11 protein-coding genes and 1 pseudogene are annotated in these 12,376 nt (G+C 66.0%); 4 read left to right on the top strand and 8 right to left on the bottom strand.

Annotated elements, in window-relative coordinates; genetic code table 11:
- Positions 1 to 59 precede the first annotated feature (59 nt).
- Entirely contained in the window at positions 60 to 407 is a 348-nt protein-coding gene (locus AB0J29_RS03600) for a DoxX family protein (RefSeq protein WP_364778563.1), read from the bottom strand.
- A gap of 101 nt (positions 408 to 508) precedes the next feature.
- On the opposite strand from AB0J29_RS03600, the gene AB0J29_RS03605 reads away from it, so the two are divergent.
- A complete protein-coding gene (locus AB0J29_RS03605) occupies positions 509 to 1,393 on the top strand; it encodes a sigma-70 family RNA polymerase sigma factor (RefSeq protein ID WP_364778566.1) in 885 nt (294 codons plus the stop codon).
- A 111-nt stretch (positions 1,394 to 1,504) separates the two neighbouring features.
- Here AB0J29_RS03605 and ilvD read toward each other — a convergent pair whose 3' ends face one another.
- From ilvD to AB0J29_RS03630, 5 genes are all read right to left on the bottom strand, one after another.
- On the bottom strand, positions 1,505 to 3,211 hold the full coding sequence (gene ilvD, locus AB0J29_RS03610; protein WP_364778569.1) for a dihydroxy-acid dehydratase: 1,707 nt from the start codon (positions 3,209 to 3,211) through the stop codon (positions 1,505 to 1,507).
- 102 nt (positions 3,212 to 3,313) lie between these two features.
- Entirely contained in the window at positions 3,314 to 4,519 is a 1,206-nt protein-coding gene (locus tag AB0J29_RS03615; RefSeq protein ID WP_364778951.1) for an MFS transporter, read from the bottom strand.
- 94 nt (positions 4,520 to 4,613) lie between these two features.
- Positions 4,614 to 5,087 carry an HAD-IIIC family phosphatase gene (locus AB0J29_RS03620; RefSeq protein WP_364778572.1) on the bottom strand — a complete coding sequence of 158 codons (474 nt, stop codon included), beginning with the start codon at positions 5,085 to 5,087 and terminating at the stop codon, positions 4,614 to 4,616.
- A 591-nt stretch (positions 5,088 to 5,678) separates the two neighbouring features.
- Positions 5,679 to 6,788, bottom strand: a complete 1,110-nt coding sequence (locus tag AB0J29_RS03625; protein WP_364778575.1) for an alpha/beta hydrolase — start codon at positions 6,786 to 6,788, stop codon at positions 5,679 to 5,681.
- Positions 6,789 to 6,865: 77 nt separating this feature from the next.
- Positions 6,866 to 7,522 (bottom strand): hypothetical protein, encoded by a 657-nt coding sequence (locus tag AB0J29_RS03630; protein WP_364778578.1) that lies wholly within the window; start codon positions 7,520 to 7,522, stop codon positions 6,866 to 6,868.
- 18 nt (positions 7,523 to 7,540) lie between these two features.
- Between AB0J29_RS03630 and AB0J29_RS03635 the strand changes: the two genes are divergently transcribed.
- A complete protein-coding gene (locus AB0J29_RS03635; RefSeq protein WP_364778581.1) occupies positions 7,541 to 7,777 on the top strand; it encodes a hypothetical protein in 237 nt (78 codons plus the stop codon).
- A gap of 50 nt (positions 7,778 to 7,827) precedes the next feature.
- On the opposite strand, the gene AB0J29_RS03640 is transcribed toward AB0J29_RS03635, so the two are convergent.
- On the bottom strand, positions 7,828 to 8,628 hold the full coding sequence (locus tag AB0J29_RS03640) for a VOC family protein (RefSeq protein ID WP_364778584.1): 801 nt from the start codon (positions 8,626 to 8,628) through the stop codon (positions 7,828 to 7,830).
- Between the two features lie 573 nt (positions 8,629 to 9,201).
- On the opposite strand from AB0J29_RS03640, the gene AB0J29_RS03645 reads away from it, so the two are divergent.
- Entirely contained in the window at positions 9,202 to 9,678 is a 477-nt protein-coding gene (locus AB0J29_RS03645; RefSeq protein ID WP_364778587.1) for a hypothetical protein, read from the top strand.
- 119 nt (positions 9,679 to 9,797) lie between these two features.
- Here AB0J29_RS03645 and AB0J29_RS03650 read toward each other — a convergent pair.
- Positions 9,798 to 10,162, bottom strand: a pseudogene (locus AB0J29_RS03650) (acyl-ACP desaturase); the annotation flags it as partial.
- Between the two features lie 653 nt (positions 10,163 to 10,815).
- Between AB0J29_RS03650 and AB0J29_RS03655 the strand changes: the two are divergent.
- Positions 10,816 to 12,366 carry an acyl-CoA carboxylase subunit beta gene (locus AB0J29_RS03655; RefSeq protein WP_364778590.1) on the top strand — a complete coding sequence of 517 codons (1,551 nt, stop codon included), beginning with the start codon at positions 10,816 to 10,818 and terminating at the stop codon, positions 12,364 to 12,366.
- The last annotated feature ends 10 nt before the right edge of the window (positions 12,367 to 12,376 follow it).

Here is a 12,376-nt window from a genome sequence, read left to right on the forward strand (position 1 = left end):
ACGAGCTGGTCCGACAGATAGCGGGCGGCAGGATCGTCGGCACAGTGTGCATGGATCGATCAGGCGTAGGCGAACAGGGCGAGCGACGCTGCGGACAGGATCAGGTAAGGCAGGGGGTAGGCGAGGTCGGTGTACCACTTGGCTCGGATGATGGCGATTTCTGCGCCGAGGAAGTAGAGGACCAGGCAGCCGGCGGCGGTGAGGCCTAGTGGCAGGATGGCCAGGCCGATCAGGAGGCCGAGGCCGCCGAGGGCCTTCAGGACGGCCAGCGGGTTGAGGGTCCACTGTGGAAGGCCGTAGCCGCGCATGGTCTCGCGCACCCGGTCCGCCTTGACGATATCGAAGCCGGCGGCGCCGAACGCGGCCACGGCGGCGAGGATGGTGACGACGACATATGCGATGGACATGGGGAACTACCCTCCGGGTATCTCGGTGCTGTGGGTCTGCGATCGTGGGTGGGCACCCGATCGTCATTCACATGACGGATGCCGACCGCGAAAGGTGACCGATGCACGCACAGGAATTGTTGGCGCGACGATTCGAGACGCACCGCGATCACCTGCATGCCGTCGCCTACCGGATGCTCGGATCGGCCAGTGAAGCCGAGGACGCCGTGCAGGAGGCCTGGCTACGGCTGGACCGCACCGACCCGAGCGATCTCGAGAATCTCGCGGGGTGGCTGACCACGGTGGTCTCCCGGATCTGCCTCGATATGCTGCGCTCGCGGGCCGCCCGACGCGAAGATCCGATCGATCGGATCGCCGAACTCGGCGACGCCGCCTACGACCGCGATCCGGAAAGCGAAGCGGTGCTGATCGATGCGGTCGGACGCGCGCTACTGGTGGTGCTGGATGCGCTCGGTCCCGATGAGCGGGTCGCGTTCGTGTTGCACGATATGTTCGCCGTGCCATTCGATCAGATCGCGCCGATCGTCGGGCGCACCAGTGCCGCCACCAAGAAGCTCGCCAGCCGCGCCCGATCGCGGGCGCACTGCGCTGCGACCGCATCCACCGCCGAACTCGCCGAGCAGCGGCAGGTCGTGGACGCCTTCCTCGCCGCCGCCCGCAACGGTGATCTCGACGCACTGATCGCCGTCCTGGCGCCCGATGTGGTGCGTACGGCCGATCCGGCCGCGCTGCCCGCCGGGATGGCGCCGGTCGCACGCGGCGCGCAAGCGGTGGCCGGCGAGACCGTCATCCTGCGCCGCCGCTCCCAGGTCGCCACGCTCGCGCTGGTCGATGGCGCGGTCGGCATCATTGTCGCTCCGCGCGGCAAACTGCTACTCGCACTTGTGGTCCGGGTCGAGGACCATCGAATCGCGAGCTACCAGGTGATCGCCGATCCTGCTCGCCTGCGGCAGCTCGATATCGCCGTACTCCCCGAATTGCCCTGAGCCGGACATATCCCAGGCTGCCGCAGCTGAGTCCGCCTGCCGCTACGCGGCGATACCGACGACTGCGCCCTCCGGTGCGGGCATCGAGCGTGGCGACCGGAGTCGCTTACTTCAATCGCAGACCGCCCCGAACGATGCCGAGCCGACCAGCTTCGTATATTTGGCGAGCACGCCGCGGGTGTAGCGCGGCGGCAACGGTTTCCAGCCGTCGCGCCGGCGGTCGAGTTCTTCGGGGGCGATGAGCAGGTCGAGGGTGCCTGCGGCGACATCGAGGCGGATCTGGTCACCGTCGTGCACGAACGCGATCGGCCCACCATCGACCGCCTCGGGAGCGATATGGCCGACGCAGAGACCGGTGGTGCCGCCGGAGAAGCGCCCATCGGTGAGCAGCAGCACGTCCTTGCCGAGGCCCGCACCCTTGATGGCCGCGGTGATCGCGAGCATCTCGCGCATACCGGGACCGCCCTTCGGCCCTTCGTAGCGGATGACCACCACATCGCCCGCCGTGATCGTGCCGTCCTCCAGCGCATCCATCGCCGCCCGCTCGCGATCGAAAACCCGTGCCGTACCGGTGAATACGTCGGAATCGAAACCTGCCGATTTGACCACCGCGCCGCCGGGCGCGAGCGATCCGGCGAGAATCGTGATACCACCGGTCGGGTGGATCGGAGCTGCCATGGCCCGCACCACCTTTCCGTCCGGATCCGGTGGCGCGATGGTCGCAAGGTTCTCCGCGACCGTGCGACCGGTGACAGTCAGGCAATCGCCGTGCAGCAGCCCGGCGTCGAGCAGTGCCTTCATCATCACCGGCACACCGCCGATCCGGTCGACATCGGTCATCACATGCCGCCCGAAGGGTTTCACATCCGCGAGATGCGGCACCCGGCGGCCGATGCGGGCGAAGTCCGCCAGTTCCAGCTCAACTTTCGCGTCGTGCGCGATCGCGAGTAGATGCAGTACCGCATTGGTCGAGCCGCCGAATGCCATCACCACCGCGATTGCGTTCTCGAAGGCCTCCTTGGTGAGGATGTCGGCCGTCGTGATCCCCCGCCGCAGTAGTTCCACCACCGCCGCACCGCTGCGCCGCGCGTAACCGTCGCGGCGCCGATCGGTCGCGGGCGGTGCCGCACTGCCGGGCAGCGACATACCCAATGCCTCGGCCGCGCTCGCCATGGTGTTCGCGGTGTACATGCCGCCGCACGCGCCTTCACCAGGACAGATGGCCCGTTCGATGGCGTCCACATCCGCCCGACTCAGCAAACCGCGCGAACAGGCGCCGACCGCCTCGAACGCATCGATGATCGTCACTTCGCGCTCGCTGCCGTCGCTGAGTTTCGCGATGCCGGGCAGGATCGAGCCCGCGTACAGGAACACACTCGCCAGGTTCAGCCGCGCCGCCGCCATCAGCATCCCGGGCAGGGATTTATCGCATCCGGCCAGCAGCACCGAACCGTCGAGCCGCTCGGCCTGCATCACGGTTTCCACACTGTCGGCGATGACCTCGCGCGATACCAGCGAGAAATGCATGCCCTCGTGCCCCATGGAAATGCCATCGGAGACCGAAATGGTCCCGAACTCCATCGGATACCCGCCGCCCGCGAACACCCCCTCCTTGCACGCCGTGGCAAGCCGGTCCAGCGACAGATTGCACGGCGTGATCTCGTTCCACGAGGAGGCCACGCCGATCTGCGACTTGCCCCAGTCGCTGTCGTCCATGCCAACCGCCCGCAGCATGCCGCGCGCGGCCGTCTTCTCCAGGCCATCGGTGACGTCGCGACTGCGCGGCTTGATATCGGGACCGTTCGGATCATTCACCATGGCCACATCATTCCCCGCCCGCATCCGCACTGCTGCCGACCACGCGGACACGCCCGCGATTCGATCGCCGCCAGGCCGTTCGGACTCGCCATCGACCGCGGCCTACCGCGCGGTCGCGCCGCGCTTCACCCTGGCGCCATATGTTCCCCCGCCGACGAAGACGAGCAGCGCCACCAGTTGTATGGCAGCGGTGACGCTGACGACGGCGGTCAGCGAACGGGTGTAGAGCAAGCCCAACAGCGCGGATCCGACGAAGGCGGCCAGGCCTGAACCGGCGGCGAAAACACCATAGGCGGCACCGCGTCGATGCGCCGGGACCAAGTCGGCGACGGTGGCGCGGAGTGTCGATTCCTGCGCGCCGAGCACGGCACCCCAGAGCAATGCGCCCACGACTGCGGGAATCGCATTGTCCTGAAAGGCGAGTGGCGGGATGAGGGCCGTCAGTATGGGCACCGCCATGAGGATTCGGACACCGGCGCGGTCGTAGCACCAGCCGGTGAGCAGGGCGGCGAGGGCACCGACGGCCATTGCCGCGGCGTAGACAACCGGGATGACCGCCACCGGGACGAGATGGTGGGTGGCCAGGTGGAAGGCGAGCAGGCCGAAGCCGGCGAAACCCGCCGTCGTCGCGGCCGCGAAAGTCAGGTAAGTCCAGAATTGCGACGACAATCTGGTTGGCACCGTTGCGGTTTCGGTTGTGCGCACCGCCGGTTCGTATGCGGCCGGATTCGGCACGCGGGCCCACAACCGCGCCAACGCCACCAAGACCGCGACACCTGGTATCGCCAGTGCGTAGAACGCAGGGCGGAAGTCGCCCGCCGAGAGCACGAGTATCCCCGCGACGACGAGCGGCCCGACCAGCGCACCGAGCTGGTCGAGTGCCTCGTGTACCGCGAACCCACGACCTCGACCGACGGCCGCCGCCGCATGCGATATAAGCACATCCTTCGCGGGACTGCGCGCCGCCTTTCCGGCCCGCTCCGCGATGACGAGCACCCCGGCCGACCACAGCCCGGTCGCCAACCCGAGCAGCGGAACCGAGGCGACGGTAAGGGTGTAGCCGCCGAACGCCAGCGGCCAGTAGGCGCGCGTCCGATCGGTCAGCGGACCGCTCACCAAACGACCGGCGAGCGCGAATGCCTCACCCGCACCGGTGATCAGACCCACCAGAACAGCGCTCGCGCCGAGTGAGGCCAGATACGGGCCGGTGACCGCGCGAGCGCCCTCGTACACGATATCGGCGAGCAGACTGACCACACCGAATCCGACGACGAACCGCCAGGGACTCATCGCCGTTGGTCCGGGCATGACCGCCGACACGCTCAGAGAATAGCGACAATACCCACACCGGAGCTACTCGAGCGATGCCGCCAAAGGTCGTTGTTCCGGCCGACGGGGCACGCTAGCCTCGGACGCTCGCGAAGCCCATGGGCGGCGTTGGCGACGGACCCGTGCGCAGCACCGGGCGGAAGTCGGGAAGTGCGGGCAGCACATCGGCATTGCGGGCGGCATAGCAGCGCACCCGCGGGAGCGCCCGGGTTACCTCGGCCCGCTCCACCGGTTCGGCATCGATGAACCCGATGGTGTCCAATTCCAGGCCGAGGGTGTGTGCGATCCGCAGTACCGACGCCGATTTGCGGCCCCAGCCGATCTCGATGGCCGAGAACGTGTCGTAGAGCCCGTGCCGGTAGAGCTTATTGAGGGTGAGGTCACGGTCGCTGCGGCTGGCAACGGCGTGCCAGATGCCGCGCTCGCTGAGCTTCCGCAAGGTGCGCAGGGCACTGGGGCGTGGTGCGCCGCTGGTCGCATCGCAGACGACACCATCCCAGAGGGTGTTGTCCAGTTCCCAGACAAGACATCTCAGAGCCGGTGTCATCGCCTGCCCCTATCGGTTGGTCAGCACTGCCTCTCCTGCCGTGTCGCCGGCGGATGGGCTACTGCGAAAACCATCCAGCGAACGGCACGTGCCGGACAAGCCCCCGCTTCCTCGGGCGCCCGTTCGACCGTGGCGATACTACCGGTACCGCCCGCGAATGCTCCTGTCAAAAGCAGTAGTAGCGGCCAACGAGCCGCTCATAGACTCGAGCGGGGGTGAATCGTCGGATCGAGAACGAGAGCCGAACGTCGCTGTCACACAGGTAGGTTTGGCGTGGTTCGGGTGCTTCCAAGATTGTCCGCACCTTTCTGGCTACCGTCTGCGCGGACTGTCCGCGCTCCGGATATCCGGTTACGCGCGCCAGTGCCGAAGTCCGATCGGCCGTGTAGTCCTCGATCGGATCGGCCACGCGCGCACCGGAATCGCTGATCGGAGTGACCATCCGCCCCGGCGCGAGCGCCGGGGCGGTCGAGGAGTTCTCGATAGAACTCGATGCGTGGTTTCGAGCAGCGCATGTTCTCGCCGCTGGTGCGGAAGGTGAATCCAGGGATACGACATAACGAGCCCTCATCGCCGACATCCTCGGGGTGTTCAGAACGGTGTCTTCGGTGTTCCGTCGGGTAGGCCTGCGAGCGCGGTGAGGCCCATGCGTAGGGCACCCGACGCTTCCAGCAATACTTCCCTGGCGATTGGGCTGATACCGGTGGCGTTCACGAGGCTGTGAATCACCCCGGGGTGGCGACGAATCGCGGTCGGCACCCCGGCCGCGGCGAGTTTCCGTGCGTACGCTTCGCCTTCGTCCCGCAGCACGTCGAATCCCGCGACCGCGATGTATGCCGGTGCCACACCCGAGAGATCATCTTGCAGTAGCGGCGAGACGCGCGGGTCGGTCACCAATGCCGGGTCGGTCAAGTAGTGGTTCTTGTACCAGTCCATGACGGCCTCGGTGAGGAAGTAGCCGTCACCGAAGAGCCGGTAGGACCCATGTTTGGTGGACACATCCGTGATCGGCATGAAAAGCAGTTGAAATGCCGGGACCGGCGTCGGTGCCTTCCGCGCGGCCAGCGCGGTCTGCTGTGCGATGACCGTGGCCAGGTTGCCGCCCGAGCTCTCACCGCCGACACCGATCGCATGGGCGTCGATGCCGAATTCGGTCGCGTTGGCCGCGATATGAGCGAATGCGGCGAGCGCATCGTCCAAGCCGAACGGAAAGGGATGCTCAGGTGCCAGTCGATAGTCGACGGCAATCACCATCAGGGACGCGTACTGGGCAAGGTAGCGGGCGACCGAATCGCTGGCGCTGAGATCGCCGAGTACCCATCCCCCGCCGTGGCAGTACACCAATGCCGCGGCCGGGCCATCGATCCCGGACGGGCGGTACAACCGGGCGGGAATCTCGCCGGCCGGGCCGGGAATGGTTATGTCGCGCACGGTTTCGACCGGTAGTTCGTCACCGAAAACCCAGGCCTCCGACGTGGCCTGAGCGCGGGCTTCCTCGACGGGCAAGCGGTCGAAGGACTTGGTGACCACATTCAGCAATCGCACGCCCGCTTGGGCGTCCAGGTCGAGCTCTTGGTCGTCGACGCGGATCGGTTTGCCCGCGATGAGGCGCTTCACACCGACAGGTAGTAGCGATGTACCGCGGGCAACACCGCGTGCGATGCGCTCTGGAAGGGTGTGGGACTGCGTGGACAGATCCACGCAATCAGTCTGAGCTATGCGGTGTACGACCACAACAGCCCGAGCACAGGCAACGGCGCGGTGTGCGGTTCGCCACGTCAGGAGTTCGGCCGGGCGGGTGTTCGGACGGCTATTTCGCCACCCAGTTCGTAGCCGCCACTCAGCTGCAGTCCGTCGCCGCTCCAGAAGCTTCCGGGGTCGTACGAGTTGGGGCTTCGGTGTTGCGGCAGCAGTCCCATCGACTGGTAGGTCGCCGCCACGATCTCCGCGCAGTACGCGCTCTCCAACTCCTGGACAGCCGCTCGGCGCGATCGACGACGGGGCAGGCGTGCGCGGCCGCGTAGCCAGCGTCCGGCGAGAGCGGCGGTGGAGGGAAACGGGGTGCCGTCGAGTCGAGCGATGGTGCGCAGCAAGCTGTCTTCCATCTCTCGCGTTGCCGGACAGTTCAATTGGCGCAACCAGGCCTGCTGACCGTAGCGGTGTGCCCACACCAGTACCGCGTCACGCAGGTTGTGCAACTGGACGCCGCGGTGCGCGACGCCCGACCACATATCGGGCAGAGATCGACCGAGCTCCGCATGCCAGATCAACGCGGGCAGATCGTCGAGCACCACCGACATGCCGACATGGTTCACCGGACTGTTCGTCGTCATCCGAATCGCCCGGTCGGCCGCCGAATGGCCACGGAACAGCCAGATGTCGCCGGTTCTGGTGAGCTCGAGCGCCCGATCGAGACTGATGCTCGTCCCCGTCATGGACGTAGCGTATGCGGTATGAGGTGGTGGAAGACAGTGGGATTGGCGGGCGCGGCCGGTGTGGTCGCGACCGGTGTGGTGATCGTGCGCGCTGAGCGCCGTCGCCGTGCCTACACTCCGGACCAGGTCCGCGAACAACTGCACGTGCGATTCGCCCAGGCGACCTCGGCCGAGGCGACCGCCGAAACCGTTGCTCCAGCACCTCGCGACGCGGTCGGCATCCGTACGCGCATCCGACGTCTGTTTCGGCGCTGACCACAGGGCCCCGCCGCGGCGGGGCCCTGTGACGGCTGCTGCGACACTCGCTACTGCGGCATATCGCCCACCATCACATTGGTGTCGATGATTCCGAATACCTCGCCCTGCGGCGCCGCGACCATCGCCATCCGCCCAGCGGGCGAGTCGGTGGCGGGCATCAGCACCGTCGCCCCGAGCTGGGCGGCCCGCTCCACCCCGGCGTCGACGTCGTCGAACTGGAACCAGGCCAGCCAGTGGCTGGGCACGGGCTCGCCGGGCATCACGGTGTCGTCGTTCATGCCGCCCGCGGGCTCGTCACCACCGCGCGGGGTGAACATCGCGTAGATCATGTTCTTGCCGTCGCCGATGTCGGCGTAGGTGTAGCCGAAGACGTCGGCATAGAACTTCTTCGCGGTGTCCGGCTGCCGGGTATGCAATTCGTTCCAGCAGTAGGCGCCGTGCTCGTTGTAGACGGCGGCGCCGTTATGCGCGCGGGCCTGCCAGACGCCGAATATCGCGCCGACGGTATCGACCCCGATGAACATGCGCCCGGCGTCGAGCACGTCGAACGGGGGCATGGCCACCTGCCCGCCGGCCTCGGCCACCTGCTCGGCGATTGCGTCGACATCGTCGGCGGCGAGGTAGGTCGTCCACACCGAAGGCATCCCCGCCTGCGGCTTGGGACCGATTCCGGCTACCGCGTTCCCACCCTTCGATCCCATCAGATATCCGCCGGCCTCATCCCCACCGCTGCCGATAGTCCAGCCGAACAGACCGGCATAGAACTCGCTCGCCTTCACCGGGTCGTCGACCTGGCAGTCGACCCAACACGGGGTGCCCTCGGACCAAGGTGTGCTTCGAACAGGCATCGGTATCTCCGTTCACTCGTCGGTTGCCTGCAGCCGCGGGCGGGTGTACCGATCCCACCCGACATGATGCCGATCACACTGCTTTCTAGTAGTGAACCAGCATCTTCAGCTGGCGTCCTGGAGTTTGCTGAACGTTCACAGTCGCCCGCACGCCGGATCCGGGCATCCGAATGCCACCGCGCCGATTGTGCGGATCAGCCAAGTAGACACGCCGGCGCCGACCGGGAAACAGAGGCGGGGTAGAAATCGGTTCACCGGTATCGGATCGCATGACGGTGGGCGCACCCGCCGAACAGGCTCGGGGAGTCAGGGTTCGGCCTGTTCGGCCGCGGTGCACGCCCTCTCAGGCGAGCGAATTCCACGGTCTCCCGCAGTGCCTCCGGATGGCTCTGTCCGCGGCAGACGGGCGAGCGATCCAGAATGCTCCACCCCCAATCTCCGAGAACTCGAAATCACCTCCCCCCGAACCTGATCGGCATCCCTGGGCGCGGCTGATCAGACGACCACCACGCATTGCCATCCCATCGGTTCCGGTCCACAATACGTGCACGTCAGGGTGATTCGGGTTCTAGCATGAAGCGGGTGCGTCTGCTACTTCCGCTCTTACTTCTCCCACTCGCCGCCTGCGCCGACCCGACACCGACGCCGAGCGCACCGACCATTACCACTACCGAGTATGTCCGTACACCGGCGGACTGTACGAAATTGGAGCTGACCGCACTCGTCGTCGAACCGGGCCACGGCTATATTTTCGGCACGCATGCCGAATGGCTGCCCAAGGGGCAGTTCGTTCGGATCCGAGTCGCGATTACCAATGCCGACAACATATTTCACACGACCCGCACCAGCGACTACGAACTCGACGACGCAACGGGGACCGCGCATCCGGTCAGCAACGATGCCATGGCCATCAAACGTCAATCCACCGAGGTGACGATCGGTGCCGGGAATCGACTGGAACTCGATCTCTGGTACGACATCCCACTCGACACCGCCCCGAAACTCCTGCGCGACAATGTCTGTGCCACCACCACCACGCTCCCTGGTTAGTCCGCCAGTTTCAGCGCCTGTCGAATCGTCAGCCTCCCTTGGGTCTGCATCGGCGATGCTGATAGCAGATCTTCTCCGCGATCACGACGATGCCGTAGGTTGCGACCGCCATGCCGACCGCCGGTATTTCTGTGACTATCCCGGTCGCCTGTTCCTGCCATGTCACATACGCGACCGAGCACAGGAACTGCGGTCCCTTCTCCGGTTTCGCGATACCCGATGTAATATGCGCCATTCTGGCCTGCACGAGGGGCACCGGATCCACCACACCAGATAATCGCGCATGACGATCGCATGACGGTTTTCCTCCGCGGCGCAGTGCCCGACCCAGGTGCCCCGGACACCGCCAGTGAGTACGACTCCGAGATCTCCCGGTGATAGGAGGCAGATTGTCCACGGTGAGCAGGTTGGTCACCACGGCGGTTCGCGCGACCTCCGGCAGCATCGTTTGCTTCGGATACCCATCGATGCCGCCCATGACCGCTGCGAAATCCCCTCGCGCCCACCGCGCGGCCGATCCGGTGATCACCGCGGGCCAACCGGCAACCGGAACCAACGGCGATTCCACCACTTGCGCGGCCTCCGCCATACAGGTGCGAGTGATAGTACCGAGATCTCCGCGCCGCGTGCATCGGGCCTGAAAAGGCAAATATTCGACCAGTTCAGATTCCATGTTCTTGCTGCCGGAACCAGCTTGTTCGCCCACCATGACTCCAAAGATCAGCTACGTTCGGGCCGAAATCGCATACCCGTTTCGGTAATTGGGAAAGTCATCACACCGCGCCGACCAGCTCGAACGAAATCACAAGCAGCGGAGCGATTCTCGGTAGCAACATTTCCGGTCATTCGGATGGCCGGATATCACCGGGCAAGACCGATGCCCGACGCGGACACCGACGCAGGCGCGCCACCCCGACGCAAAGGCTGTAACACTCGGCGGCAATTCACCGACGGCACCGAGGACGGCACGCCGGTGCCCAACGGACCTGTGAGCGGTCCTATGACTAAGGTGGAATCCCTATGCTGCGGGTCATATGCCCGATAGCATCGAGCGCCTTTGTGTCGTTCGGTCGATCCGAGCAGTGCATGGCGACGAGTTCGGGCATAACCCCCATATGGAAGGATGGCATAACCCATATGAGCGGCACACGAGAAAAGCTGGAGGAGCTCCGGGACATCCTGGAGCTAGCCGAGGAACCCGCTGGCGAGACCGGCATCGCGAAACGCAAGAGCAAAGGCATACCGAGTGCGCGCGAGCGCGTCCGCATGCTGTTGGACAAGGGTTCCTTCGTGGAAATGGGCGCGCTGGTGCGCCATCCGGGCAGCACCGACGGCATGTACGGTGACGGCGTGGTCACCGGGCGCGGCTACATCGACGGCCGACCGGTCGTCGTCATCGCTCACGATCAGACCGTGCACGGCGGTTCGGTCGGTGAGATGTTCGGCCGAAAGGTCGCCGCCGCAATGGAATTCGCGCAGGTAAACGCCTGCCCGGTGGTGTCGATCAACGATTCCGGCGGCGCCCGCATCCAGGAGGCGGTGACATCGCTGGCCTGGTACGCGCTGATGTGCCGACGCCAGGAGGATCTGTCCGGCTTCGTGCCGATGGTCGCGGTCATGCTCGGCAAATGCGCGGCCGGTTCGGTATACGGCCCGATCAATATGGATGTGCTGGTCGCGACCGAGAAGTCGTATATGTTCGTCACCGGTCCGGAGGTCATCAAGGGCGTGACGGGTGAGGTGGTCAGCGCCGACGATCTCGGTGGCGCCATCGCCCTACAGGCCAATGGCACGGTGCACCATGTCGCCGCTGACGAGCAGGCCGCCTTCGACTGGGTCCGCAGCTATCTGAGCTACCTGCCGTCGAGTTGCCTGGAACAGGCTCCGGTGGTGAATCCGGGCCTGGAACCGGAGATCACCGCCCACGACCTCGAGCTGAACTCGATCATTCCGGATTCCGACCGGTCCGGTTACGACATGCACGAGGTGCTGCTGCGCATCTTCGACGACGGCGACTTCCACGAGATCGGCGCGGGCACAGCCCAGAATCTGATCACCGGCTTCGCCAGGGTCGATGGACGCAGTGTCGGCGTGGTCGCCAATCAGCCGCAGGTACTCGGTGGCGCGCTCGACGGACTGTGCTCGGATAAGGCGGCATATTTCATCCGGCTGTGCGATGCCTTCGGTCTGCCGCTGATCTTCGTCGTCGACACCCCCGGCGTGCTGCCCGGCCTCGAAGAGGAACGCAACGGCGTCATCAAGCGCGGCGGCCGGTTCTTCCGTGCGGTCATCGAGGCCACCGTGCCGATCGTCTCGATCGTGACGCGCAAGGCCTACGGCGGCGGCTACGCTGTGATGGGCTGCAAGCCGCTGGGTGCGGACCTGGCCCTGGCCTGGCCGACGGCACAGATCGCGGTCATGGGCGCCGAGAGCATGGTCGGCATCATCGGCCGCAGACAGCTGGAGGCGACCCCGCCCGACCAGCGCGCCACCGTGCGCCAGCAGATGATCGATTTCTACAACGCCACCGTGGCCACCCCGTGGACCGCGGCCGAACGCGGCTATATCGATGCCGTGGTCGAGCCGTCGCAGACCCGTCTGGAGATCCGCAGGGCGCTGCACCTGCTACGGGACAAGGGCGCGGTCCCACAGCACAACCCGCGCAAGCACAGCCTCTTCCCGGTCTAGGCAGTCGACG

It is taken from the genome of Nocardia sp. NPDC049707 (genome assembly GCF_040674855.1).
In the GTDB taxonomy this organism is placed as follows: Bacteria; Actinomycetota; Actinomycetes; order Mycobacteriales; family Mycobacteriaceae; genus Nocardia.

Bases quoted from the DNA above. Each gene is read 5' to 3' on its own strand.
- AB0J29_RS03600 (WP_364778563.1), bottom strand. From the start codon at position 407: ATGTCCATCGCATATGTCGTCGTCACCATCCTCGCCGCCGTGGCCGCG.
- AB0J29_RS03605 (WP_364778566.1), top strand. From the start codon at position 509: ATGCACGCACAGGAATTGTTGGCGCGACGATTCGAGACGCACCGCGAT.
- ilvD (WP_364778569.1), bottom strand. From the start codon at position 3,211: ATGGTGAATGATCCGAACGGTCCCGATATCAAGCCGCGCAGTCGCGAC.
- AB0J29_RS03615 (WP_364778951.1), bottom strand. From the start codon at position 4,519: ATGCCCGGACCAACGGCGATGAGTCCCTGGCGGTTCGTCGTCGGATTC.
- AB0J29_RS03620 (WP_364778572.1), bottom strand. From the start codon at position 5,087: ATGACACCGGCTCTGAGATGTCTTGTCTGGGAACTGGACAACACCCTC.
- AB0J29_RS03630 (WP_364778578.1), bottom strand. From the start codon at position 7,522: ATGACGGGGACGAGCATCAGTCTCGATCGGGCGCTCGAGCTCACCAGA.
- AB0J29_RS03635 (WP_364778581.1), top strand. From the start codon at position 7,541: ATGAGGTGGTGGAAGACAGTGGGATTGGCGGGCGCGGCCGGTGTGGTC.
- AB0J29_RS03640 (WP_364778584.1), bottom strand. From the start codon at position 8,628: ATGCCTGTTCGAAGCACACCTTGGTCCGAGGGCACCCCGTGTTGGGTC.
- AB0J29_RS03645 (WP_364778587.1), top strand. From the start codon at position 9,202: ATGAAGCGGGTGCGTCTGCTACTTCCGCTCTTACTTCTCCCACTCGCC.
- AB0J29_RS03655 (WP_364778590.1), top strand. From the start codon at position 10,816: ATGAGCGGCACACGAGAAAAGCTGGAGGAGCTCCGGGACATCCTGGAG.